Origin of the sequence: Rouxiella aceris, from assembly GCF_012933545.1 — a bacterium.
In the GTDB taxonomy this organism is placed as follows: Bacteria; Pseudomonadota; Gammaproteobacteria; order Enterobacterales; family Enterobacteriaceae; genus Rouxiella; species Rouxiella aceris.
This window is the reverse complement of the sequence record NZ_JAADJU010000001.1, coordinates 641,678-665,176: the sequence shown is the minus strand read 5'-3', so window position 1 is coordinate 665,176 and position 23,499 is coordinate 641,678. Positions and strand designations below refer to the sequence as shown.

At 52.3% G+C, this 23,499-nt stretch carries 24 protein-coding genes; 16 read left to right on the top strand and 8 right to left on the bottom strand.

Annotated features, from left to right (window positions below):
* Positions 1–45 precede the first annotated feature (45 nt).
* The 9 genes from rbfA to GW590_RS02905 all read left to right on the top strand — a co-directional run bounded on the left by rbfA (position 46) and on the right by GW590_RS02905 (position 8,453).
* Positions 46–459, top strand: coding sequence for a 30S ribosome-binding factor RbfA (gene rbfA, locus GW590_RS02945; protein ID WP_169401507.1), 414 nt, complete (start codon positions 46–48; stop codon positions 457–459).
* Positions 459–1,403, top strand: a complete 945-nt coding sequence (truB, locus tag GW590_RS02940) for a tRNA pseudouridine(55) synthase TruB (protein ID WP_169401506.1) — start codon at positions 459–461, stop codon at positions 1,401–1,403. Before rbfA ends, truB begins: the two co-directional genes overlap by 1 nt.
* Positions 1,404–1,558: 155 nt before the next feature.
* Complete coding sequence (gene rpsO, locus GW590_RS02935; RefSeq protein WP_169401505.1) at positions 1,559–1,828, top strand: 30S ribosomal protein S15; 270 nt, start codon at positions 1,559–1,561, stop codon at positions 1,826–1,828.
* A 301-nt stretch (positions 1,829–2,129) separates the two neighbouring features.
* Positions 2,130–4,241, top strand: a complete 2,112-nt coding sequence (gene pnp, locus GW590_RS02930) for a polyribonucleotide nucleotidyltransferase (RefSeq protein ID WP_169401504.1) — start codon at positions 2,130–2,132, stop codon at positions 4,239–4,241.
* 130 nt (positions 4,242–4,371) lie between these two features.
* Entirely contained in the window at positions 4,372–5,256 is an 885-nt protein-coding gene (nlpI, locus tag GW590_RS02925) for a lipoprotein NlpI (RefSeq protein WP_169401503.1), read from the top strand.
* A 116-nt stretch (positions 5,257–5,372) separates the two neighbouring features.
* Positions 5,373–5,453 (top strand): protein YrbN, encoded by an 81-nt coding sequence (gene yrbN / locus GW590_RS24595; protein ID WP_096335046.1) that lies wholly within the window; start codon positions 5,373–5,375, stop codon positions 5,451–5,453.
* The gene (locus tag GW590_RS02915) at positions 5,443–7,395 is read left to right on the top strand and encodes a DEAD/DEAH family ATP-dependent RNA helicase (RefSeq protein ID WP_169401502.1); all 1,953 of its coding nucleotides are present in this window, start codon (positions 5,443–5,445) and stop codon (positions 7,393–7,395) included. Before yrbN ends, GW590_RS02915 begins: the two co-directional genes overlap by 11 nt.
* A gap of 260 nt (positions 7,396–7,655) precedes the next feature.
* Positions 7,656–7,925 carry a type II toxin-antitoxin system TacA family antitoxin gene (locus tag GW590_RS02910; RefSeq protein WP_169401501.1) on the top strand — a complete coding sequence of 90 codons (270 nt, stop codon included), beginning with the start codon at positions 7,656–7,658 and terminating at the stop codon, positions 7,923–7,925.
* 3 nt (positions 7,926–7,928) lie between these two features.
* Positions 7,929–8,453, top strand: coding sequence for a GNAT family N-acetyltransferase (locus GW590_RS02905; protein ID WP_169401500.1), 525 nt, complete (start codon positions 7,929–7,931; stop codon positions 8,451–8,453).
* A 94-nt stretch (positions 8,454–8,547) separates the two neighbouring features.
* On the opposite strand, the gene GW590_RS02900 is transcribed toward GW590_RS02905, so the two are convergent.
* On the bottom strand, positions 8,548–9,585 hold the full coding sequence (locus GW590_RS02900) for a luciferase-like monooxygenase (RefSeq protein ID WP_169401499.1): 1,038 nt from the start codon (positions 9,583–9,585) through the stop codon (positions 8,548–8,550).
* Positions 9,586–9,907: 322 nt separating this feature from the next.
* On the opposite strand from GW590_RS02900, the gene GW590_RS02895 reads away from it, so the two are divergent.
* From GW590_RS02895 to GW590_RS02885, 3 genes are read left to right on the top strand one after another with little or no spacing between them, the layout of a single operon-like run.
* The gene (locus GW590_RS02895) at positions 9,908–10,885 is read left to right on the top strand and encodes an HlyD family secretion protein (protein WP_169401498.1); all 978 of its coding nucleotides are present in this window, start codon (positions 9,908–9,910) and stop codon (positions 10,883–10,885) included.
* On the top strand, positions 10,861–12,051 hold the full coding sequence (locus GW590_RS02890) for an ABC transporter permease (RefSeq protein WP_235955835.1): 1,191 nt from the start codon (positions 10,861–10,863) through the stop codon (positions 12,049–12,051). The genes GW590_RS02895 and GW590_RS02890 overlap by 25 nt, the downstream gene beginning before the upstream one ends.
* On the top strand, positions 12,048–13,217 hold the full coding sequence (locus GW590_RS02885) for an ABC transporter permease (RefSeq protein ID WP_169401497.1): 1,170 nt from the start codon (positions 12,048–12,050) through the stop codon (positions 13,215–13,217). The genes GW590_RS02890 and GW590_RS02885 overlap by 4 nt, the downstream gene beginning before the upstream one ends.
* Before the next feature lie 39 nt (positions 13,218–13,256).
* On the opposite strand, the gene GW590_RS02880 is transcribed toward GW590_RS02885, so the two are convergent.
* Together GW590_RS02880 and ubiU are read right to left on the bottom strand one after the other, a co-directional pair.
* Positions 13,257–14,135 carry a U32 family peptidase gene (locus GW590_RS02880; RefSeq protein WP_169401496.1) on the bottom strand — a complete coding sequence of 293 codons (879 nt, stop codon included), beginning with the start codon at positions 14,133–14,135 and terminating at the stop codon, positions 13,257–13,259.
* A 13-nt stretch (positions 14,136–14,148) separates the two neighbouring features.
* Complete coding sequence (gene ubiU / locus GW590_RS02875) at positions 14,149–15,144, bottom strand: ubiquinone anaerobic biosynthesis protein UbiU (RefSeq protein ID WP_169401495.1); 996 nt, start codon at positions 15,142–15,144, stop codon at positions 14,149–14,151.
* A 334-nt stretch (positions 15,145–15,478) separates the two neighbouring features.
* Here ubiU and ubiT point away from each other — a divergent pair, with 334 nt between their 5' ends.
* The 3 genes from ubiT to GW590_RS02860 all read left to right on the top strand — a co-directional run bounded on the left by ubiT (position 15,479) and on the right by GW590_RS02860 (position 18,292).
* Positions 15,479–16,000: a ubiquinone anaerobic biosynthesis accessory factor UbiT gene (gene ubiT / locus GW590_RS02870; RefSeq protein ID WP_169401494.1), complete on the top strand. Its 522-nt coding sequence runs from the start codon at positions 15,479–15,481 to the stop codon at positions 15,998–16,000.
* The gene (locus tag GW590_RS02865; protein ID WP_169401493.1) at positions 15,994–16,497 is read left to right on the top strand and encodes a GNAT family N-acetyltransferase; all 504 of its coding nucleotides are present in this window, start codon (positions 15,994–15,996) and stop codon (positions 16,495–16,497) included. The genes ubiT and GW590_RS02865 overlap by 7 nt, the downstream gene beginning before the upstream one ends.
* 436 nt (positions 16,498–16,933) lie before the next feature.
* Complete coding sequence (locus GW590_RS02860; RefSeq protein ID WP_408014902.1) at positions 16,934–18,292, top strand: carbohydrate porin; 1,359 nt, start codon at positions 16,934–16,936, stop codon at positions 18,290–18,292.
* Positions 18,293–18,401: 109 nt separating this feature from the next.
* Here the strand turns inward: GW590_RS02860 and GW590_RS02855 are convergent, their stop codons facing one another.
* Positions 18,402–18,656: a GIY-YIG nuclease family protein gene (locus GW590_RS02855; RefSeq protein WP_211186613.1), complete on the bottom strand. Its 255-nt coding sequence runs from the start codon at positions 18,654–18,656 to the stop codon at positions 18,402–18,404.
* 200 nt (positions 18,657–18,856) lie between these two features.
* On the opposite strand from GW590_RS02855, the gene GW590_RS02850 reads away from it, so the two are divergent.
* Positions 18,857–19,291, top strand: a complete 435-nt coding sequence (locus tag GW590_RS02850) for a YhbP family protein (RefSeq protein WP_169401491.1) — start codon at positions 18,857–18,859, stop codon at positions 19,289–19,291.
* Positions 19,292–20,440: 1,149 nt separating this feature from the next.
* Here GW590_RS02850 and GW590_RS02845 read toward each other — a convergent pair.
* Genes GW590_RS02845 through phnL form a run of 4 tightly spaced genes read right to left on the bottom strand, consistent with a single transcriptional unit; the run spans position 20,441 to position 23,482 of the window.
* Complete coding sequence (locus GW590_RS02845; RefSeq protein WP_169401490.1) at positions 20,441–21,055, bottom strand: DapH/DapD/GlmU-related protein; 615 nt, start codon at positions 21,053–21,055, stop codon at positions 20,441–20,443.
* A complete protein-coding gene (gene phnN / locus GW590_RS02840; protein ID WP_169401489.1) occupies positions 21,052–21,639 on the bottom strand; it encodes a ribose 1,5-bisphosphokinase in 588 nt (195 codons plus the stop codon). Before phnN ends, GW590_RS02845 begins: the two co-directional genes overlap by 4 nt.
* Positions 21,639–22,775, bottom strand: coding sequence for an alpha-D-ribose 1-methylphosphonate 5-triphosphate diphosphatase (gene phnM, locus GW590_RS02835; RefSeq protein WP_169401488.1), 1,137 nt, complete (start codon positions 22,773–22,775; stop codon positions 21,639–21,641). Before phnM ends, phnN begins: the two co-directional genes overlap by 1 nt.
* Positions 22,772–23,482 (bottom strand): phosphonate C-P lyase system protein PhnL, encoded by a 711-nt coding sequence (phnL, locus tag GW590_RS02830; protein ID WP_169401487.1) that lies wholly within the window; start codon positions 23,480–23,482, stop codon positions 22,772–22,774. The genes phnM and phnL overlap by 4 nt, the downstream gene beginning before the upstream one ends.
* Positions 23,483–23,499 lie beyond the last annotated feature (17 nt).

The window sequence follows — 23,499 nt, the reverse complement described above, 5'->3', positions numbered from 1 at the left end:
TACAGGGGCTGAGCATGACGAAGTCAACGTGTGGAGTTAAAGATTATGGCTAAAGAATTCAGCCGTACCCAACGCGTCTCTCAGGAGATGCAGAAAGAGATTGCCATCATATTGCAACGCGAAGTGAAAGATCCTCGCGTCGGTATGGCCACTGTCTCCGGTGTTGAAGTGTCCCGTGACCTGGCTTATGCCAAAGTATTTGTTACCTTCCTCGACGTATTGACCACCGCACCACAGGATCCTGACCGTATTAAAAACGGTATCAAGGCCCTGCAAGATGCCTCTGGTTTTATCCGTACGCTGATTGGTAAAGCCATGCGTTTGCGCGTGGTGCCCGAGTTGACCTTTGCCTACGACAACTCACTGGTTGAAGGCATGCGTATGTCCAACCTGGTGACCAACGTAGTGAGAAACGATGCTGAGCGTCGTTCTGCAGCAGGCGACAACGAGGAGTCCTGATGAGTCGTCCACGTCGCCGCGGCCGTGATATTCACGGCGTTCTGTTGCTGGATAAGTCACTGGGTCTGTCGTCAAATGACGCGTTACAAAAGGTGAAACGCCTGTATAACGCCAATCGTGCAGGACATACTGGCGCGCTGGATCCACTGGCTACCGGTATGTTGCCGCTGTGCCTGGGTGAAGCCACCAAGTTCTCACGTTTTCTGCTCGACTCCGATAAGCGTTATCGCGTGATCGCCCGTATGGGACAGCGCACCGATACCTCCGATGCCGAAGGCAAGCTGATTGCAGAACGCCCGGTGACTTTTAGCCAGGCCGAGTTAGATGCTGCGCTGGAAAGCTTTCGTGGTGAGACACAGCAAATCCCTTCAATGTATTCCGCATTGAAATACCAGGGGCGTAAACTCTATGAGTATGCCCGTGAAGGGATAGAAGTTCCGCGCGAGTCACGCAGCATTACGGTGTATGAGTTACAGTTTATTCGTTGGGAAGGTCACGACGTTGAGCTGGAAATTCACTGTTCCAAAGGCACCTATATCCGCACCATCGTTGATGACCTCGGTGAAAAACTCGGTTGCGGTGCGCATGTCAGCTTTTTGCGCCGTTTGCAGGTTGCCACCTATCCTCTGGAACGGATGGTGACCATGGATCAGCTTAATGCGCTGATTGCCCAGGCCGAAGCCGAGGGCATCGAACCGCGCGAGGTGCTTGATCCGCTGCTGTTGCCAATGGACAGCCCGTGCGAAGATTTTCCTGAAGTCAATTTACTGCCAGTGGTCGCCGGCTACGTGAAACAGGGCCAACCTGTGCAGGTCTCCGGGGCACCATTATCCGGCCTGGTGCGGATGACCGAAGGCGAAGAACGCAAGTTTATCGGCGTGGCCGAGATTGACGATCAGGGTCGCGTGGCCCCTAAGCGTCTGGTCGTCGAATACCCTGAGTAACGACAAATCTGTGACGCAGATTTGCTCGTTAACACAGTGTTGCTCATGTTGCGATCGGCCTACTCAAAGAGTAGAATAGCGCAGCTTGTGTATTGGGTAGCTGAATTAGAGATCGGCGCCCGTTTAATTAAACTATAATATTTTTGGAGTGAATTATGTCTCTAAGCGTTGAAGCTAAAGCTCAGATCGTTGCAGACTACGGTCGTGGCACTAACGACAGTGGTTCTACCGAAGTTCAGGTTGCTCTGCTGACTGCTCAAATTAACCATCTGCAAGGTCACTTTGCAGAGCACAAAAAAGATCACCACAGCCGTCGTGGTCTGCTGCGTATGGTTTCTCAGCGTCGTAAACTGCTGGACTACCTGAAGCGTAAAGACGTAGCACGTTATACCAGCGTTATCGAACGCCTGGGTCTGCGTCGCTAAGTTAGCGAGTTTCAGTGTAAAGGGGCCAAGTTGGCCCCTTTATTCTAGGAAACAACGGTAAAGCGAAATATTGACACAGCTGTTGTTTCTACTACCTTTTTTATGAAATAAATGTTTTATAAAAGAGTAATCTATTCGAGAGATCTTCCGTTACAGAGGTTCGCGCGGCTAATGAGAGACTTTATTCCCGATGAGCGGATTAAGGATTGTCATTAGTCGCGAGGATGTAGTGTGAAGTTCAGAATTAATTGATGTGAACTGCTGTCATAACAGCTGCGCGTCACCAAAAAAGGATATTACATTGCTTAAAGCGACTGTTCGTAAGTTCCAATACGGTCAACATACCGTGACTTTAGAAACCGGTATGATGGCTCGTCAGGCTACTGCTGCCGTAATGGTAAGCATGGATGACACTGCTGTATTCGTTACCGTTGTTGGCCAGAAAAAAGCCAAAGCCGGCCAGAGCTTCTTCCCACTGACCGTGAACTACCAGGAGCGTACCTACGCTGCCGGTCGTATCCCTGGCAGCTTCTTCCGTCGTGAAGGCCGTCCAAGCGAAGGCGAAACCCTGACTTCACGTCTGATTGACCGTCCAATCCGTCCACTGTTCCCGGATAGCTTCCTTAACGAAGTACAGGTGATTGCTACCGTGGTTTCTCTGAACCCACAGGTTAACCCTGATATCGTGGCGATGATTGGTGCTTCTGCGGCATTGAGCCTGTCTGGTATCCCGTTCAATGGCCCAATCGGTGCTGCTCGCGTGGGTTATATCAATAACCAGTACGTGCTGAACCCAACGGCTGATGAACTGAAAGAAAGTAAACTGGACCTGGTGGTTGCCGGGACTCAGGGCGCAGTGCTGATGGTTGAATCCGAAGCTGAAATCCTCAGCGAAGATCAGATGCTTGGTGCCGTGGTCTTTGGTCACGATCAACAACAAATCGTTATTAGCGAAATCAACGCTCTGGTGGCCGAAGCGGGCAAACCTAAGTGGGATTGGCAGCCAGAAGCGGTCAACGATGCCCTGCATGCGCGCATCGCTGCCCTGGCAGAATCTCAGCTCGGCGACGCTTACCGCATCACCGACAAGCAAGAACGTTATGCTCGCGTTGACGCGATCAAGGCTGACGTGACTGCAACCCTGCTGGCACAAGACGAAACGCTGGACGCTGGCGAAATCGGTGACCTGCTGGGCGCTATCGAAAAGAACGTGGTACGTAGCCGCGTGCTGAAAGGCGAGCCTCGTATCGATGGCCGCGAAAAAGACATGATCCGTGGCCTGGATGTGCGTACCGGCGTACTGCCACGTACTCACGGTTCTGCGCTGTTCACCCGTGGTGAAACTCAGGCGCTGGTTACCGCGACGCTGGGTACCACCCGCGATGCGCAAAACCTTGATGAACTGATGGGCGAGAAAACCGACAGCTTCCTGTTCCACTACAACTTCCCTCCGTACTCCGTAGGCGAAACCGGCATGGTCGGTTCACCTAAGCGTCGCGAAATCGGTCACGGCCGTTTGGCAAAACGCGGTGTGCTGGCTGTGATGCCAGAAAACTACGCTTACACCGTTCGCGTTGTTTCTGAAATCACCGAATCTAACGGTTCATCATCTATGGCTTCCGTATGTGGCGCGTCACTGGCCCTGATGGATGCAGGTGTGCCGATTAAAGCCGCCGTTGCGGGTATCGCAATGGGTCTGGTTAAAGAAGGCGACAACTTTGTGGTTCTGTCTGACATTCTGGGTGATGAAGACCACCTGGGTGATATGGACTTCAAAGTCGCAGGCAGCAGCGAAGGTATTACTGCCCTGCAGATGGATATTAAAATTGAAGGCATTACCCGCGAAATCATGCAGGCTGCTCTGAGTCAGGCCAAAGGTGCTCGTCTGCACATTCTGGGCGTGATGAATCAGGCAATCAACGAACCGCGCGGTGATATTTCTCAGTTTGCTCCACGTATTCACACCATCAAAATTAACTCTGACAAAATCAAAGATGTCATTGGTAAAGGTGGTTCCGTGATCCGTGCGCTGACCGAAGAAACCGGCACTACCATCGAAATCGAAGATGACGGCACCGTTAAAATTTCTGCAACCGACGGCGAAAAAGCGAAACATGCTATCCGTCGTATCGAAGAGATCACTGCCGAAATCGAAGTTGGCCGCATCTACCAGGGTAAAGTTACCCGTATCGTTGACTTTGGTGCCTTTGTTGCCATCGGTGGCGGTAAAGAAGGTCTGGTGCACATTTCTCAAATCGCTGACAAGCGCGTAGAGAAAGTGACCGACTATCTGCAGATGGGTCAGGAAGTACCGGTTAAGGTTCTGGAAGTTGACCGTCAGGGTCGTGTACGCTTGAGCATCAAAGAAGCGACGACGCCAGATGCCGAGTCAGCTGAACCAGCAGCAGAGTAATCTGTAACCTGTAGTTTACAGCCTCCCGGTTTTTTGACCGGGGGCTGTTCGTATCATGAGTGCAGGATGCACTTATGCTAAGCAAGCGGATAACAGGACGTTTGTCCAATGTTTGTCTTCGGGAGTTGAAATGAAGCCTTTCTTGCGCTGTTGTTATGTTGCGACAACACTTTTGTTGGCAGGATGCAGCAACCACGATTGGCGCAAAAACGAAGTCCTGGCGATCCCACTGCAGCCGACGTTGCAGCAGGAAGTGATCCTGGCGCGTATGGAACAAATACTTGCCAGTCGATCTTTAACAGATGATGAGAGAGCACAGCTATTATATGAGCGCGGTGTGCTGTATGATAGTCTCGGGCTAAGAGCGCTGGCGCGAAATGATTTTTCACAAGCGCTATCTATTCGTCCTGATATGCCAGAGGTTTTTAATTACCTGGGGATATACCTAACGCAGGCAGGCAATTTTGATGCTGCCTATGAAGCGTTTGATTCTGTACTAGAGCTTGATCCAACTTACAATTACGCGCGTTTGAATCGCGGTATCGCCCTTTACTATGGTGGCAGATATGCGTTAGCGCAGGATGATTTGCAGGCGTTTTATCGAGACGATCCAAATGATCCCTTCCGTTCGTTATGGCTGTATCTTGTGGAGCGAGAAATCAATTCCAAGAATGCCGATGTCGCGCTCCAGCAGCGCTATGACAAAGCGGACAGAGGGCAATGGGGATGGAATATCGTCGAATTCTACCTTGGCAAGATCAGCGAATCCACGCTGATGGTTCGCCTGAAGGCAGAAGCAACGGATAACACTTCGCTCGCTGAGCATCTCAGTGAAACTGACTTCTATTTAGGTAAGCATTACCTAAGTCTGGGGGACAAGAACAGCGCTTCGGCATTGTTCAAACTGACGGTAGCTAACAACGTTCACAATTTTGTTGAGCACCGCTATGCATTGTTGGAATTGGCGCTTTTGGGCCAAGAGCAAGACGACCTATCAGAATCGGACCAGCAATAGCTGACGACACATATCATCCTGATTAACAATGGTGCTATGCCATTTTTAATCGCCTTAACGGGCGAGGGTTGCTTTGTTCGTTTTATAAACTACTTTGAGCCGGTTCACACTTTTCAATGAAAATGACTGAAAATTTTCTCGACGAGTTATGTAGACTGGCTGCCATTATTAATGAGGCACGTGTACATGACTACTGAGCTTGAAACCTCTTTTGCTGACCTGGGGCTGTCCGCTCCGATTATTGCTGCCCTGACCGATCTGGGCTACGAAAAACCATCACCGATTCAATCCGAATGTATTCCGCACCTGTTAAATGGTCGCGATGTGCTGGGCATGGCTCAGACCGGTAGTGGTAAAACTGCAGCGTTCTCGCTGCCACTGTTACACAACATTGATGCTTCTCTGAAAGCACCACAGATTCTTGTTTTGGCACCAACCCGCGAACTGGCGGTTCAGGTTGCCGAAGCCATGACCGATTTCTCTAAACATATGCAAGGCGTTAACGTCGTTGCACTTTACGGCGGCCAACGCTATGACGTGCAGTTGCGCGCACTGCGTCAGGGTCCACAGGTTGTTGTTGGTACCCCGGGTCGTCTGTTAGACCATTTGAAACGCGGCACGCTGAACCTCTCTAACCTGAGCGGTCTGGTGCTCGATGAAGCCGACGAAATGTTACGTATGGGCTTTATCGAAGACGTAGAAACCATTATGGCGCAGATCCCGGCTCAACATCAGACCGCGTTGTTCTCTGCAACCATGCCAGAAGCGATCCGCCGTATTACGCGTCGCTTTATGAAAGATCCACAGGAAGTGCGCATCCAGTCAAGCGTGACTACCCGTCCGGATATCAGCCAGAGCTACTGGTCAGTATTCGGCATGCGTAAAAATGAAGCGCTGGTTCGTTTCCTGGAAGCTGAAGATTTTGATGCTGCTATCATCTTTGTTCGTACCAAAAATGCGACCCTGGAAGTGGCTGAAGCGCTGGAACGCAGTGGTTACAGCAGTGCAGCACTGAACGGCGATATGAACCAGGCACTGCGTGAGCAGACTCTGGAACGCCTGAAAGATGGCCGCCTGGATATCCTGATTGCTACCGACGTTGCAGCACGTGGTCTTGACGTTGAACGTATCAGCCTGGTTGTCAACTATGACATCCCGATGGACTCTGAATCCTACGTGCACCGTATCGGCCGTACCGGTCGTGCTGGTCGTGCTGGTCGCGCTCTGCTGTTTGTTGAAAACCGCGAACGTCGTCTGCTGCGCAACGTAGAACGCACCATGAAGCTGGCAATCCCGGAAGTGGAATTGCCAACGGCAGAAGTGCTGGGTCAACGTCGTCTGGCCAAGTTTGCCGCTAAAGTTCAGCAGCAACTGGAAAGCAGCGATCTGGATATGTACCGTGGTCTGCTGGCTAAACTGCAACCGCAAGAAGAAGAACTGGATATCGAAACGCTGGCCGCAGCATTGCTGAAAATGGCTCAGGGTGAACGTCCACTGATCGTTCCTGCGGATCCGGTTGGCAAAAGCCGTCCACCACGTCGCGAATTTGAAGATCGTGGCGAACGCAGCGAACGCAGCGAACGTAGCGATCGTCGCCCGGCTCGTGATGGCGACCGTCCTTCGCGTGATGGTGATCGTCCGGCACGTGACGGTGACCGTCCACGTCGTGAGCGTCGTGACGCTGGCGAAATGGAACTGTATCGTATTGAAGTTGGCCGTGATGATGGTGTTGAAGTTCGCCATATCGTGGGTGCTATTGCCAACGAAGGTGATATCAGCAGCCGTTATATCGGTAACATCAAGCTGTTCTCTTCGCACTCAACCATCGAGCTGCCTAAAGGCATGCCGGGCGAAATTCTGTCTCATTTCACCCGTACTCGCATCCTGAACAAGCCGATGAACATGCAGCTGCTGGGTGATGCACAGCCTCAGCCAGCACGTCGTGAACGTCCGGCTGGCGCAGCTCCGGCTGGTGCAGCAGGCGAGCGTCGTGGTAACGGTGCGCCGCGTTCTTTCAGCGGTGAACGTCGCGAAGGTGGCCGTGGTCGTCCTGGTGAACGCCGTGAAGGTGCTGGCGCTTCTGCCGCTGGCGAACGTCGTCCGCCAAGCCGTGCGCCGCGTCGTACTACTGACGCATAATCTGCCGGGCCGCAAGGCTTTCGTCAGATAATGAGTAATAAAACCAGCCTACGGGCTGGTTTTTTTTTGAGCTGTGCATCAAGCTCTGGTCTCTCAATCAGCAAGGCTACTTAGTTATTGCAAGAATGGGGGACTCTCTTTATAGTATTTGTACGGAATAAATCCGTACAGTTGGCGTAATATTGAATCGCTTTGAAAAACTAAAACCGTAAGTAAAGAGAATGGCTGCCGCAATGCGTTAACCAGCCAGGGAGTACACCATGACCGCACTGAAAAAACAGCGCATCGATCTCAGGTTAAGCAACGAAGATAAAAGCACAATCGAAGAAGCTGCGGCAATATCCAACCAGACGATTACTCAATTTATGGTGGCCAGTGCTTCTGAACGTGCTGCGGAAGTTATTGAGCGACATCGTCGCCTGGTTCTTAATGAGGAATCCTGGAACCTGATCATGGATGCCATCAACAATCCACCTGCATTAAATGAAAGGTTGAAACGAGCAGCTGCCCGTCTGCAAAGCATGGAGTAAGACGTGGACAATTTGACCATTGAAATTTTTTCAGAAGACACCGAATACGATTTTTCGGGCTTCGACTGTGGCGAAGGATCGCTAAATACCTTTCTTGGCGATCATCTTGCGCGTCAGCATAATGGCCGCATCCTGCGCGGTTATTTGCTCACGACGAAAGAGCCCAAACCCAAAGTAATGGGTTACTACACGCTTTCTGGCAGCAGCTTCGAGAAAGAAGCCCTTCCATCGAACACACAGAAGCGGAAAGTGCCTTATCCCAATGTACCCAGCGTGACCTTGGGTCGTCTGGCTGTTCATCAAGGCCTACAGGGACAAGAATGGGGGACAACCCTTGTCACTCATGCCATGAAAGTGGTCTACCTTGCATCGCAGGCGGTAGGCGTGCATGGGCTGTTTGTTGATGCCATCAATGAAAAGGCTAAGCGCTTCTACCTAAAGCTCGGGTTTATTGCTCTGACCGGGAATAATGCAAACTCGCTTTTCTACCCAACAAAGTCCATCGAAAAACTGTTCGAAGATAAATAATGGCAAGATCACTGAAAAACGAACAGCCCCGGATAAGTTGCATATCAACTTATCCGGGGCTGTTTTTTTGCTATTTCGCTGACACTTGCCGCGATTAACTAATACGCGCCGTTTTTTGCAGATCGCCCTGCAACTGGGCAACGATTTCAAACGAGTGTAGCCGTGCCTGGTGGTCAAAGATCTGACCGTTAATCATCAGCTCATCGGCTTCGGTTTCACGCAGTACCGCCTGTAATCCCTGACGCACAGTCTCTTTATTGCCCACCACCGACATACGCAGGGCCTGATCGACGCCAAAACGTTCCTGGGCTGACCACAGGCTTTCGATATTATCCACCGGCGCTGGCAGCTTGCCGGGGTTGCCGCGGCGCAAATTGATAAACTGCTGCTGATTGGAGGTAAACATCCGCTGTGCCTGTTCATCAGTATCTGCGGCAATCACGTTGATGCATACCATGGCGTGAGGGGTCTGCAACTGGGCCGACGGTTTGAACTGGCTGCGATAAATCGACAGCGCCTGATACAACATATCCGGGGCAAAGTGGGAGGCAAAGGCAAAAGGCAGCCCCAGCGCAGCGGCTAACTGGGCGCTGTACAGGCTGGAGCCCAGCAGCCAGATGGGCACATGTAGCCCCTGACCCGGCACCGCCTGTACGGCCTGATTGGGTTGAACCTCGCCAAAATAGTGCTGAAGTTCCTGCACGTCCCGGGGGAAATTATCAACTTCACCTGACAGATGACGGCGCAGAGCGATCATGGTGCGCTGATCTGTACCTGGCGCGCGGCCAAGACCCAAATCAATACGGTTAGGGTAGAGGGTGGCCAGCGTACCGAACTGTTCGGCAATCACCAGCGGCGAGTGGTTTGGCAACATCACGCCGCCGGAACCTAAACGAATACTGTGGGTTCCCGCCGCGATAAAACCGATCAGCACCGAAGTGGCCGCACTGGCAATGCCGGTCATATTATGGTGTTCAGCCAGCCAGTAACGTTGATAACCCCATTTCTCTGCCTGCTGAGCCAGTTCCAGTGAGCATTGAAAGGCCTGCGCCGGGGTGGCCCCCTGCGGCACCGGTGCGAGATCGAGTACCGACAAAGGCACCAGATTGTTGTTAGCTGTCGCTTCAGACATATTTATTCACCTTTTGAGTTCCGGCCGCAAGCCTTCCTGCCTTACCCCTGGATATTGCCTGCGATGGGGGTGGCAAAAAACTTTGCTGGCTAATTATAAAGATAAGTATCGTCCATTTACCCCGTTTTGAATACGCTATTTGAGCGGTGAGCAGTGGCCATGACTTTGCTTGTCTCATATCAACACGTTGTGTTAAAAAAACTGCGCTATGATCTCTTAGCATTGCCACTGATAACATGGCAGATGGCGATGAAAAGGTAGGGGATCCTGAGAATTATGTCAGGCGAAGCTTTGCTTTCGACCGCCAGCAAGGAAAAAAACGATGAATAAAAGGATATTATTGACCCTGCTGTTGGTGGCGGTGGCGATTTCTCTTGCCGTATTATTTCGCGCCAACAACCAGTCTTTATTGTTGCAGGGTGAAGTGGATGCTCCTGAGGTCATTGTTGCCTCCAAGGCCAAGGGACGTATTGTCGAGCGACATGTTCGCCGTGGCGACGATGTCAAAGCGGGGCAACTGCTATTAACCCTCGACAGCCCGGAACTGATGGCGCAGTTGCGCTCGCTGCAAGCTTCACGCGATCAGGCTCAGGCTCAGCTGGATCTCTCACGCAATGGCACTCGCGAAGAGAGCATCCGCAATCTGCAAGCCACTCTGGCGCAAGCTCAGGCCACCTATACTAATGCTCGTGACCTTTATAATCGCAATGCGCGCGTGGCGGACAAGGGCTATGTCTCCGCCTCCGATCTGGAGAGTTCCCGTGAGGCACGGGACAGCGCCTATCAGCAGGTGCAGGTGGCGAAAGCCAATCTTGATCAGGGCGTCAACGGCGACCGTATTGAGCAGCGCGATGTTTATGCTGCCCAATTGCGCGCTGCCGAAGAAAACCTGTTGGAGATAAAAGCCCAGACCGATGATTTACAGGTCAAAGCGCCGGTAGATGGCGAAGTGGGGCCCATTCCCACCGAAGTCGGTGAACTGCAAAGTGCCAACAGCCCGTTGTTAACTCTGATCCAACTGCCGCAGGCCTATTTTGTCTTTAACCTGCGTGAAGATATTTTGGCGGGGGTGCGAAAAGGTGATCGCGTCAATTTGCAGGTACCGGGCCTGGCCAACCAACGCGTCGATGCCGAGGTTCGCTATATTGCTCCATTGGGTGATTACGCCACCAAACGCGCCACCCGGGCGACCGGCGATTTCGACTTAAAAACCTTTGAAGTTCGACTCTATCCCCTGCAACCGGTGGCCGGACTGCGTCAGGGAATGAGCGCCTTATGGCAGTGGAAAACCGGGCAATAATGGCACGCTCCCTGCTGTTGCATCGCGTTAAGGCCGCCTGGCGCTGTTTCAGCCGTTCGTTTAGCCGCGAGGTAAACCATGCCTTTCGTCGACAGGTGATCCACTGGCTATGCTGGTGCTTTCCGTTGTTACTCTTTGTGTTGATCGCCAGTAACTTTTCGGAAGGTACGCTGCTGGAGTTACCGGTTTCGGTGGTGGATAACGACCATAGTCCGCTGTCCCAAGAGCTGATCCGCAAACTGGATGCCGGTTCTCATGCCCATGTCGAAGCCTACGGCGGTGGATTACCCGAGGCAGAGTATCGTCTGCGTACCGCGCAGGACTATGCGTTGCTGTATATTCCCCCGCGTTTTGAAGCCGATGTGCTGGCCGGTCGCCAGCCGAGCGTGGTGCTGTATTATAATGCGCTGTTTTACGGTGCCGGACTCTATTCGACCCAGGATTTTAGTGGCCTGATCGCGGAACTTAATAGCAGCTATCGCACCTTTATTGCCTCGTCGTACGGCAAAACCGTGCCCACTCTTGCCAGCGTGGATATCTCTTATGGCAGCTTGTTCAATGCCAGTGGCAGCTATGTTTATTATCAGCAATTTGCCGCCACCATCCATCTGCTGCAGCTGTTTACCGTCACCTGCATGATCTATGTGATGGCCCGCAGCCAGGCGCTTATCGCCGCCCCTTCTTTCACCTTTGGCCTGCTCGGTAAGCTGGCCCCCTATACGCTGTGCTTCACCACCTTGCTGATGGTCGAGATCGCGCTGTTGGTATGGGTGTTTGATGCTCGGGTTAGTGGCAATCCGTTGTTTATGCTGTTGATTGCCTTTTTTTACGTAATTGCTGCGCAAAGCCTGGGGCTGTTACTGTTTACCTTTACCGGCAGCACCATTACCGCTTACACCATGATGGCGATGCTGGTTAGTCTGGCATTAACCTTCTCCGGCATGGCGGTGCCTGAACTGTCGATGCCACTGCCGGCGCGCATAATTTCGGAAATCGAACCGCTGACCCATGCCCTGAATGCGATGTTTGATGTCTTTTTACGCCAGGTGCCGGGCCGCCATATTGTCAGCGTTTGTGCGATTTTGCTGATTTACCCGCTGGTGGCCGGGTTATTGGTCCATCGTCGGCTGTATCGACGGCTTAAAACACAGGAGCCGGGCAAATGACATGGCGCCAGGGATTACTGACCTACTGGCGCACCTTTGTGCGCGTACTCAGTGGCATGCTGGAAAAACCAATGTGGATGATGTTGCTTATCTCGCTATGCCTGATGAGTACCGTTTACGCCAATCGTACCGTCTGGGATCTGCCGGTTGCGGTGATTGATCAGGACCACAGCACGGCCAGTCGGCTGCTGACCCGCGATCTGGATGCTACCTCGAAAATCAAAACTGTCGCCTACGACAGTATTCCCGAGGCGCAGCGCGATCTGGGGCAGCGCAAGCTGTTTGCGGTGGTGATTATGCCCGTCGATCTGGAAAAGAAAATTCTGGCGGGGGAAGCCATTGTTATCCCGGTATACGGCGATGCCACCAACCGCCTGGCCAACGGTCAGATTGAACAGGATGTGCTGACCGCCTATCAAAGCCTGTTAACGCAATATAATAGCCAGCTGTTGCTGAGTAGCGGCTTCAGCAGTCGTCAGGCCAGCGTGCTGCTCACACCAATGGTGGGACAAACCCTGGATCTGTTTAATCCGGGGATCAGTTTTGCAGCGATTATTTTCCCCGGCCTGCTGGTGATGTTGTTGCAACACTCGCTGCTGATTGCCAGTGTCAGGGTCAATATCGGCCTGAAAAGCGCCCCCAGCGGTAAACCGACGATACCGGCGATGCTCGGCGGGCTATCGGCGCTGATCCCCATTTGGCTGTTTTTGTCCATTGTGCTGTTTGTATTGTGGCCCTGGGTGCTGGGCTACCGGCAAACCGCCAGTATTGGCGAGATTATTTTGCTGACCTTTCCTTTTCTGCTGGCGGTGCTGGGGCTGGGCAAGTTGGTCACCGAATGCCTGCGCAGCGTAGAGATGATCTATCTGACGCTGTCGTTTATCACCATGCCGGTATTTTATATTTCCGGCACCATCTGGCCGCTGCAGGCCATGCCTGCCTGGGTCAGAGCGGTGTCGTCGATGCTGCCCTCCACCTGGGCGACTAAAGCCATTGCTGGCGTCAATCAGATGGGATTGCCGTTTAGCGAGGTGGGCGGGGATATGTTGATGCTGCTGGTGCTTGGCGGATTTTATACGGCGCTGGGGATTGGCTTGGGGTTATTGCGCGACAGCGGGCGTTTGCGGACGTTGCTACAACGCAAGAGACCGCTGCGCAATGATTGAAAACCACTGCCTCAGACCGGATGCGTCTGAGGCAGGGCGTCAACCGACCAGTTCCAGCCCGGCAATATTACGCCAGTAACCATTACAGTCGGCTTGCTGCGTTAAGGGCAGCGGATGGGCTCCCTGCTCATTGGCACGGAAATCAGCCAACACTTGCAGCGTCTCCAGGCCCATTGGTGAAAGTCGTACAATATCGACCAGTCCCTGCATTGAAGCGAGATCGTTGCCAAGGTTGTAGCAGGCACCGCTTTGCGTCTGAATGCCATTAAGGACAAAGACTTGCTGGTTTTCCTGCGACAGGACTTTTCTGCCCTGTGGATACTGAATACAGCAGGTTTCACAATCATCTTTGGCGCGGTTCTCTGCGCGTGCGGTAAAGCAGCGGGCGGAATAGGCCAGCGGCAGATGACCATAGGCCAGCACTTCCACTTCAAACTGATTGCGGAACCCCAGAGACTGACACTGATCGAGCAGGTTAATCAGCCAGTCGCGTGACAGTTCGACCGGCATACACCAGCGCACCATGCCCTGTTTGTGCAAAATTTTCAGCGTGACGGCGTTATAGCAGTTCAGCGCATGACCGGCGACAAAAGGCAACTTGCGTTCCCAGGCCATATTGACCGCACCGAGATCGTTGGCTTCCAGCAGAAACTCGCCGTTCTCGACGTAGCGTTTCAGCTCTGTCAGCTCCGAGGGTGCTTGCAGCAGAGCCAGGGTGGAGATCACCACCTGTTTACCGCTGGCACTGATCTGTTTGGCCAAGTCCAGCCAGTCGGCCACTTTCATTTCCCGCCGTTTGCTACACACCGTTTCGCCGAGATAAATCACCTCGGCGTCGCTGGCGACGGCCGCTTGATAAAAGTGTTCAATTTCAGTTTTTGGCCAATAATAGAGGATGGCGCCTAAAGAATATTTCATGGTTTCCGCCTCATTATTGCCATTTGCGGTGATAAGCACCCAGCGTCGTCTGGGTGCCTTCAGACAGCGAGCCAAGGGCGGTCATCCACGACTGCTCAGTGGTAAATTCCTGCGGATTGTTCTTGCAGCGATCGATCGCCGCACGCCACACGCGGGTAACCTGGCTGACATAGGCCGGGCTGCGCTGACGACCTTCAATTTTAACCGAGGCAATATTGGCGGCAAAGAGTTCGGGCAGCAGTTCCAGAGTATTCAGGCTGGTTGGCTCTTCCAGTGCATGGTAGCGCACGCCATCAACCAGATAACGCCCTTTGCACAGGGTTGGATAACCGGCGTTTTCCCCTTCTTCATAGCGGTCGATTAGCACGTCGTTAAGGCGAGACTCCATCCCCTGTGGCGTTTGTTGCCAGCGCACAAAACGTGCCGGTGAACAGGCACCGACGGTGTTGGGGGATTCACCGGTCAGATAGGAAGAGAGGTAGCAGCGCCCCTCGGCCATAATGCACAGGCTGCCAAAGGCAAAGACTTCCAATGGTACTGCGCTGCTGCGTGACAGCTGACGCACCTGATGCATAGAGAGCACGCGCGGCAAAACTACACGGGCGACATCAAAGTTATTTTTGTAGAACGAGATGGCTTGTTCATTGGTGGCCGAGGCCTGCACTGACACATGGCGCTCCACCGACGGATAGCGCGTAGCGGCGTAGTCAAGCATGGCCAAATCGGCCAGGATCAGCGCGTCGGCTCCCAGCTGTGCCGCCATATCCACGGCGCGCTCCCAGCGTTGGTAGCCATCGGGATGGGCAAAGGTATTGATCGCAATATGCAGCTTGCGATGATGACGATGAACATAGTCTGCCGCTTCCTGAAGTTTCTTCTCGGTGAAGTTCAAGCCGGCAAAATGTCGGGCATTGGTGTCATCTTTCAAACCGATATAAACCGCATCGGCTCCATTATCAATTGCTGCTTTTAGCGCGGGCAGATTCCCTGCCGGGCAAAGTAGCTCCATAGTCATCTCCTGCTGAAGCCGATCGAAGGACAGCTGACGAACATGTCGTTCTTTCTGTGAGGGCCAGCACCTGGTGTGGTCAAACGGGGATTCATTTTAGATAAGCTCTGTCGGCAATATTTTGATTTGAGGCAGCTTTAATCCTGTTGTTGCATGATGCTGCAACTTGATTTGACCGTCAGCGATGCTCACGTACAATTAGCGGAGTTAACCTCATGCACTATTTTTATCAGACATTATTGATTTAGAGCGCGGTACAAAGCCGTCGATATGGCAAAATGGGCTGTTTTGACATCAATAATGTCCAGAAAAGTTATCCAGAGGAGAAGTGCCAGTGTTGCAAAAACTACGAGCACGTATGGTGCGCCAAGGGCCGTCACTGTTAAGTGTGCCGTTAAAATTTACCCCCTTTGCACTTAAGCGCCAGGTTCTGCAACAGGTACTTGGCTGGCAGTTTCAGGAGGCGCTGGCTGAAGGGGATCTCGATTTTCTAGAGGGTCGCTGGCTGCGTATCGAGATCACCGATCTGCATCTGCAATGGTCGATGACCGTCAATGATGGCAAAATCCAGGTTGGCGAGCAGAAAGAATTTGATGTGAGCTTCAGCGGCAATGCTAACGACTTGATACTGGTCGCCGCCCGCCGCGAAGATCCGGATACGCTGTTCTTTAAACGGCGTTTGCGTATTGAAGGAGACACGGAATTGGGCCTGTACGTGAAAAATCTGATGGACTCCATCGAACTCGATAGTATGCCTGCGCTACTGCGCCAGGGGCTTCATCGTCTGGCTGATTTCGTTGAGGCGGGTCAACAAGAGGACGGCGAGTCATTCTCTCCGGCAATATCATCATGTTAATCAGAGTCGAAATTCCGGTCGATGCCGCAGGGATAGATCGCTTATTGCGAAAAGCCTTTGCGCGCGATGACGAGGCCGATCTGGTGCAGCAACTGCGTGAAGACGGTTTGCTGACGTTGGGGATTGTTGCCACGGACGACGAAGGCGGCGTTGTAGGTTATGCGGCCTTTACCCCGGTTGATGTCCAGGGAGAAGACCGTCAGTGGGTAGCATTAGCCCCGCTGGCTGTCGAAGACTCCTTACGTCGGCAAGGTATCGCTGAAAAACTGGTATATGAAGGTTTGGATGCGCTCAACGAGTTTGGTTATGCCACCGTGGTGGTCTTGGGCTCACCGCAGTACTACCAACGGTTTGGCTTTAAGCCAGCTGCTGAGCATAATTTGCATTGCCGCTGGCCGCAAAGCGAGCAGACGTTTCAACTCTATGTTTTGGCAGAAGACGCCCTTGAAGGCGTCAGCGGCCTGGTGGCCTATCCGCCACATTTCGACCGCTTTTAAGCGCAGAATATACCCTGCTCGACGATGTACAGGATGAAATGTTTTATAGAAGAAAAGGCCGATGCGTAAACGTCGGCTTTTTTATTAGGAATTAATGCTTATTTTAATAAATAGCTTTATTTGCTAAAGATAATGAATAAATAAAGAATAAATAAGGAATTAATGAAGTCTTATCTTATTGTGCTAATATGCTTTTTATTGAGTTATAATGTTTTTTCCGACGAAACTATTTCGTAATGGTATTATAAAGTTATTTATTACCATGCCACTTTTTGCACAAGAATATCAGTGGTCAGTTATATAATTAAATATCCAACAACCTCTTGTTACATATTTACTTGCGTTGTTTAAAATAATCAAATATCCATCACAGAATAAACTTCCGCGAAGAACAATATTGTTGTTACTGAACTTTAGGTATAACAAGGAATCTAACGTGGCCAATAAAACTCCCCTTCGTTTGAAAAAGCTCTGCCTGGCATGTTCTGCCGCGCTGCTTTTTACCTCCGCACATGCATTAGCTGCTGATGCGCTGACGCCAATGGCTGTCAATTCTCCATGGATGTTTGGGGACTGGGGTGGCGAGCGCAGTGCGCTCAAGCAGGATGGCGTTGATTTTCAGGTAAACTATACCGGTGAAGCGGCAAGCAACTTTTCTGGCGGTTATAATCAGTCCACCACTGCCCGCTATGCCGATCAATGGCAGTTTGGCACCACTCTTGATTTGGAAAAACTGCTTAACTGGAGTGACACCGAATTCCAACTGACGGTCACCAACCGTAACGGCAAAAACGTCACCAACGACGCCATTGGCGATCCACGGGTGGGCACACTCTCCTCAACCCAGGAAGTCTATGGCCGTGGGCAAACTACGCGTCTGACTCAGTTCTGGCTGCGCCAGGGGTATTTTAACCATACCCTGGATATCAAAGCCGGTCGGGTAACGGTGGGTGAAGATTTCGACTCCATGCAGAGCAACTTCCAGAACCTGACCATGGGCAGCGGTGCGGCGGGTAACTGGCGTGGCGATCGCTGGTATAACTGGCCAATCTCCCAGTGGGGCGGCCGTGTTAAACTGAACTTTACCCCTGAAATTTATACTCAGGTCGGGATCTATAATCAGAACCCGAAAAACTACGATACCGGCAATGGTTTCCGTCTGGATACCTCCGGCTCCGTGGGTAATCTGATCCCATTGGAAGTTGGCTGGTTGCCAAAACTGGGTGCGCAACAGCTGCCGGGTAAATACAAAGTTGGTGCTTACTACAGCTCCACCAAAGGTAATGTTTACAGCAGCGGTGCCTTTGAAAACGGCGGTATGCAATACAGCGATACGGCGCACGCTTACGGCGGTTATTTTTTGGTGCAACAGCAACTTACTGCGGTTGATGGCGATAACAGCCGTGGCCTGACGTTTACCCTGCAGGGCGTGATGAACGACAAGAAAACCTCGACCACCGATAACTTCCAGTCAGTGGCGGTCACTTATGTCGGTTTGTTCGATGCACGTCCTAAAGATGAAATCGGATTTGGCGCGGGCCGTATTCACGTCAATGATGAATTTACCCGTACGCAGCGTGAACAGAATGACGGAAATAACGTCAATGAGTACAGCAATCCGACTTATTTACCAATCCAGAGTGGTTCTGAATACGACTATGAACTCTATTATGGTATTCATGCCACAGATTGGCTGACAGTACGTCCTAACCTGCAATATATTTCTGCACCAGGGGCTGTATCTGAAGTTAAAGACGCTTTTGTGGGTGGTATTAGCGTTAACGTTGCTTTGTAATATCGTCTGCATCTTTAGATAGATACAATGTACGAAGAGTTGCTTTAATAAAGCGGGGCGCAATCACGCCCCGTTATTAAATAATAACCTTATGTGGTTATCCCGCCTATTACAGTAAATATTCGGTCATATTCTGTGGTCGATCATTCACCAGTTGTTCTTTCTGTTTCTTGCTCAACTGTTTTATCTGATATTCCAGTTTTGATGCCTGCGACCGATCGCCCGCCGGACAATGAAATACCAGCGTCAGTTCCCCTTTGCCGCGCAATGCTTTTGCCCCCTTACCGCTTTGATGCTGCTGTAGGCGGCGGATCACATCGGTGGTGATGCCGGTATACAACATGCCGCTTGGAGTGCGCAGCATATAGAGATGCCAGAGGGAGGAAACGGCAGGCTGGGTGTTCACGATAGATAGGCTACTTTTGGGCAGTCGCTGACAATGCTGCAGATTACCCACAGTCGATGGCATAAGTGAAGCAAAAGCGTATCCCGGTGGCAACTGCAGGCTGTTACTCGCCGGACATCGGGTTACAATGTCGGCAAATTTGTTGCCAGGAGCCGGGCATGAACGATCCCGATGATCTAAAGACTATTAGCCGTTATCTAAGTAAAAACCATGTATTGGCGCTGTGCGCGCAGGCAGAAGGTGATATCTGGAGTGCCAACTGTTTTTACGTGGCTGACGTTGATCGTATGGTGCTTTATTTTATGACCGAGCTAAAGACCCGACACGGTACGCTGATGCATAAAAATCCGCATGTTGTCGGCACTATCACCACCCAGCCTAAAACCGTGGCGTTGATTAAAGGCATTCAATACAGCGGCGAGGCCACGGTGCTGGAGGGGGAAGCCGAGAAGGCCGCCCGATCACAATACTGCAAGCATTTCCCTGTTGCCGCGGTGATGAAAGCGCCCATTTGGCAGCTTGCCTTAAACGAGATCAAAATGACCGATAACACCCTGGGGTTTGGGAAGAAGTTATTATGGGGGAGGGCTTAAAGTCAATTAACTCCGAGGAGTTGTTTCGGTTTTATAATAGCTGTGACAACTTGACCAGCTGTGCCGAACCGAGTTAAGGAGCGCTGGCCCGCTCCTTAACAATCCTGGGCCTTTTGGTGTTGTTGATTCGTCTGCTGCCTATTACCGGCTATGTTTCAGTGACTCCGAGCGTGGCACGAGCCGCGCTGCTGCGCAGTCCCCTTGCTCGGTCGGGAGCCAAAAACGTCTCCCTCCGCTTCGCGCGGCGCCGTCTCTGAATGTGCCAACTAGCTATGTACGTCGTGCCGTTTCAGCTTAAATGGCAATTTTCTGTTTTAAAACTAATTGGCTTTAGCGGAATTGTTTCGGTTAGGCTTAAGTGTCAATTTATGGTTTTAAAATCAATTGGCTATGAGGAGCTGTTTCGGTTTTATCATTGCAGTGGCCACTTAACCCGCTGTGCCGAACCGAGTTAAGGAGCGCTGGCCCGCTCCTTAACAATCCTGGGCCTTTTGGTGTTGTTGATTTGTCTGCTGCCTATTACCGGCTATGTTTCAGTGACTCCGAGCGTGGCACGAGCCGCGCTGCTGCGCAGTCCCCTTGCTCGGTCGGGAGCCAAAAACGTCTCCCTCCGCTTCGCGCGGCGCCGTCTCTGAATGTGCCAGTAAGCTATGTATGTCGTGCCGTTTCAGACAAAGATTTTTTGTCTTTTTGTCTTTTTGTCTTTTTGTCTTTTTGTCTTTTTGTCTTTTTGTCTTTTTGTCTTTTTGTCTTTCGCCGTTGACCTTTAATGTTGCCGGTTTTGCCGTAAATGTTTCCTGGCCGATTCAAAACCTACGTCGAGCGCAGCGTTGAGTGACAACAGCCTTACCGTTGGCACGAAACCAAGCGAGAGGACCGCGAAGCGGCGTGGTTTAGGCCACGCGCAGGGGTCACTGGAAAGAACTCGAACCGAGGGCACGACACATATCAATTTGGACAGGGCCCGGGATTCTCAAGGGTGCAGGCCCTGGTGCACCCTTGAGGCGGTCTGGGCCGCCGCCCAGTGAGCGTAGCGAATGCAGTTGACCTTGAAGTTAAAAGAAAATTTGCAATTAAAAACTCCCCCCCATTTTTCTAAAAAATGGCCCCCCCTATGCTATGGTTAAAGCTAAAAAACCAAAATTTCCCTTACAGATACTTTTCAACAAAAAGATCCCGATCCCTGAACTCCGGCATTCTTTCCTGCAGCGTTTGATGATCCCAGTGCCACCACTGACTGCGCTCGATCCTGGCGATCAACGCATCATCAAAACGCATGCCGATCTTTTTCGCGGCGACGCCCGCCATAATCGCATAAGGCTCCACGTCTTTGGTGACCACCGCCGCAGAACCAATCACTGCACCATTGCCGATAGTTACCCCGGGCATAATCACCGCGTTATGACCAATCCAGACATCGTGACCAATGCTGACAGCATGCTCGCGTCGCCAGTTAAAAAAATTATTATCGTCGTCGCCTAAGTCATAGGCAGAACTGCGGTAGGTAAAATGGTGCTGGGCAATGCGCTGGTAAGTCGGATGGTTGCCGGGATTGATGCGCACATAGGTGGCAATGGAGACAAACTTGCCAATACTGGCGTAGTGGATCTGATTATGTCCGGCGGTATAAGAGTAATCGTCGATGCTGACCTCTTCAAAGATCGCATCATCACAGATATGGACGTACTGACCCAGCGTGGTCTGTTTAAGCACGACGTTTTGACCAACCCTGGGTTCACTTTGTGGCGGATAGACAGCTGTCATAAAGGGGTGTCCTGTGGGCAAGAGAGAGGTTGTGCCTGCGCTGACCGGATGCCAAGTAGCATCAGCAATTCGGCCAGCGTATGCGCTAAATGACCGTCATTATTCAGGCGATAGCAGTCTGACGGCAAAGTATGCTGATAGTCGGCGGCGCGCTGTAAACGCAAGGCGATCTGCTCGGTGCTTTCCCGTCCTCTGGCCGTTAGCCGCCGGGAAAGCACCTCGCCGGAGACATGCAGACAAACCGGCAACAGCGCCTGGCGATAGCGGGCAGAGGCGACAGGTAAATAGGCGCGGGAGCCGTTGACAATCACCGTAAATCCCTGCTGCATCCACAGATCAATTTCGATGCCGAGGGCATAATGGGTTTGATGCGCCTGCCAGTCGAGAGCGAAAAGCTGGCGTGCTTTTCGCTGCTGAAACTCCTGCAGACTGAGGGCGATATGGTTTTCCGCGCCGGCATTGGCCGGGCGGGTAATATAGCGATGAGCCACCAGTAATCCTGGTGGCGAGGTATCACGTAGCGCATCAAGCAGGCTGTCTTTGCCTGAACCCGATGGGCCCATCAGATAGACTAACTGGGTCATCAGAACACCTGTATCCCCTGACGCCAGACGTTTTGCACATAGTGATGATGGTCGTGTGCGCGCGCCAGCACCAGATCGGCACGTTTACCTTCGGCAATCATCCCCCGGTCGCTCAGTCCCAGTGCGCTTGCCGGATTGCGTGTAACCAGCGCCACCGCCTGCGACAGGCTGAAGGCGTTGTTGTCATCCATGGCAATGCGAAATACCGAGTCCATCAGGCTGGCAGGGTAATAATCGGAAGATAAAATATCCAGTAACCCCAGCGAAGCCAGATGTTTCGCTGCCACATTGCCGGAATGCGAGCCGCCGCGCACAATATTGGGCGCGCCCATCAATACTTGCAGACCGTGCGCATGGGAAGCGCGGGCCGCGTCTTCGGTGGTCGGGAATTCGGCAATCACGCTGCCCAGCGCTTTGGATTCACTGACGTGATCGGCAGTGGCATCATCGTGGCTGGCCAGCGCAATGCCCAGCTCGCGACAGTGGGCGGCAATGGCCTGACGATTTGGCTGTGCCCAGCGGCGTGAGTTGGCGATCTGCGACGCCTGAAATAGCTCCATTTCCTGATCATTCATCTGATATTTTCCCTGATAATATTCGCGATACTTCTGCGGGGTGGCGAACTGGCGCTGCCCTGGCGAGTGGTCCATCAGCGAAACCAGCGACAATCCCGGTTTATGCATCAGCTGTTCAAACAGCGGCAGCGTCGACTCATGGGGTAACTCACAGCGCAAGTGCAGACGATGCTCGGCGCGGTTAAGCCCGGCCTGTTGGCTGTTGATCACCGCATCGATCATTTTTTGCAGATTTTCCAGACGATGACCGCCGTCGCGCACGTCCCCGACGGCAACGGCATCCAGCACCGTAGTAATGCCACTGGCCACCATCAGCGCATCATGACTGCTCATGGCCGAATGGGAAGGCCAGTCAACTTTCGGCCGCGGGGTAAAAAACTTATCCAGATTGTCGGTATGGAGTTCGATAAATCCAGGCATTAACCAACCGCCTTCGGCATCCAGCGCCTGCGGCAACTGTGAAGGGTTATCGGTAAATGAGGCGATGATGCCGTCTTTGATTTCCAGCGAACCCTTGACCGTTTCTTCTGCCAATACCAGATTGACGTTATTGATAATCATGCCAAATTCTCCGCATCAGCTGTTTCCGGGGTCATCAGGTACAGGCGATCTGCCACCCGTTGTCGCACATCTTGATCATGGAATATGCCGACCACGGCAGCCCCCCGAGCCTTGGCTTGCTCAATCAGGGTGACGACTGCGGCACGGTTGGTGGCGTCGAGGGAGGCGGTCGGTTCATCAAGCAATAGAATTGGATAATCGACAATAAAGCCGCGGGCGATATTGACGCGTTGCTGCTCGCCGCCGGAGAACGTGGACGGTGCCAATGACCACAGGCGTTCCGGTACGTTGAGATGCTGTAGCAGCTCGCTGGCACGTTGCTGCGCCTGGGCTTTATCGATACCCAGTTCAACCAGCGGTTGCATCACCAGATTAAGTGCGCTGATACGCGGGATCACCCGTAAAAACTGGCTGACCCAGCCTACGCTGTGGCGGCGTACGTCAAGAACGGCGCGCGCCGGTGCGCTGACCATATCCAGCCATTGCTGCTGATGCCAGACCCAGATCTGGCCACTGTCCGGCAGATAATTGCCGTATAGCGAACGTAATAGCGTTGACTTGCCGCTGCCGGAGTGGCCGTGCAGCACCACGCACTCCCCGGCGTTGACCTCCAGGTTGGCATCGTTAAATACCGGTAGCCTGGTTCCCTGCTGGTTATGCAATACAAAGGTTTTACTCAGTTTTTCGACCCGGAGTCTGGCTGTCATTGATTTATCACTCATGT

Excerpts from the sequence above, each read along its gene's own strand:
- rbfA (WP_169401507.1), top strand. The coding sequence starts at position 46 with ATGGCTAAAGAATTCAGCCGTACCCAACGCGTCTCTCAGGAGATGCAG.
- truB (WP_169401506.1), top strand. The coding sequence starts at position 459 with ATGAGTCGTCCACGTCGCCGCGGCCGTGATATTCACGGCGTTCTGTTG.
- rpsO (WP_169401505.1), top strand. The coding sequence starts at position 1,559 with ATGTCTCTAAGCGTTGAAGCTAAAGCTCAGATCGTTGCAGACTACGGT.
- nlpI (WP_169401503.1), top strand. The coding sequence starts at position 4,372 with ATGAAGCCTTTCTTGCGCTGTTGTTATGTTGCGACAACACTTTTGTTG.
- yrbN (WP_096335046.1), top strand. The coding sequence starts at position 5,373 with ATGAAAATGACTGAAAATTTTCTCGACGAGTTATGTAGACTGGCTGCC.
- GW590_RS02915 (WP_169401502.1), top strand. The coding sequence starts at position 5,443 with ATGACTACTGAGCTTGAAACCTCTTTTGCTGACCTGGGGCTGTCCGCT.
- GW590_RS02910 (WP_169401501.1), top strand. The coding sequence starts at position 7,656 with ATGACCGCACTGAAAAAACAGCGCATCGATCTCAGGTTAAGCAACGAA.
- GW590_RS02900 (WP_169401499.1), bottom strand. The coding sequence starts at position 9,585 with ATGTCTGAAGCGACAGCTAACAACAATCTGGTGCCTTTGTCGGTACTC.
- GW590_RS02895 (WP_169401498.1), top strand. The coding sequence starts at position 9,908 with ATGAATAAAAGGATATTATTGACCCTGCTGTTGGTGGCGGTGGCGATT.
- GW590_RS02890 (WP_235955835.1), top strand. The coding sequence starts at position 10,861 with ATGGCAGTGGAAAACCGGGCAATAATGGCACGCTCCCTGCTGTTGCAT.
- GW590_RS02885 (WP_169401497.1), top strand. The coding sequence starts at position 12,048 with ATGACATGGCGCCAGGGATTACTGACCTACTGGCGCACCTTTGTGCGC.
- GW590_RS02880 (WP_169401496.1), bottom strand. The coding sequence starts at position 14,135 with ATGAAATATTCTTTAGGCGCCATCCTCTATTATTGGCCAAAAACTGAA.
- ubiU (WP_169401495.1), bottom strand. The coding sequence starts at position 15,144 with ATGGAGCTACTTTGCCCGGCAGGGAATCTGCCCGCGCTAAAAGCAGCA.
- GW590_RS02865 (WP_169401493.1), top strand. The coding sequence starts at position 15,994 with ATGTTAATCAGAGTCGAAATTCCGGTCGATGCCGCAGGGATAGATCGC.
- GW590_RS02855 (WP_211186613.1), bottom strand. The coding sequence starts at position 18,656 with ATGCTGCGCACTCCAAGCGGCATGTTGTATACCGGCATCACCACCGAT.
- GW590_RS02850 (WP_169401491.1), top strand. The coding sequence starts at position 18,857 with ATGAACGATCCCGATGATCTAAAGACTATTAGCCGTTATCTAAGTAAA.
- GW590_RS02845 (WP_169401490.1), bottom strand. The coding sequence starts at position 21,055 with ATGACAGCTGTCTATCCGCCACAAAGTGAACCCAGGGTTGGTCAAAAC.
- phnN (WP_169401489.1), bottom strand. The coding sequence starts at position 21,639 with ATGACCCAGTTAGTCTATCTGATGGGCCCATCGGGTTCAGGCAAAGAC.
- phnM (WP_169401488.1), bottom strand. The coding sequence starts at position 22,775 with ATGATTATCAATAACGTCAATCTGGTATTGGCAGAAGAAACGGTCAAG.
- phnL (WP_169401487.1), bottom strand. The coding sequence starts at position 23,482 with ATGACAGCCAGACTCCGGGTCGAAAAACTGAGTAAAACCTTTGTATTG.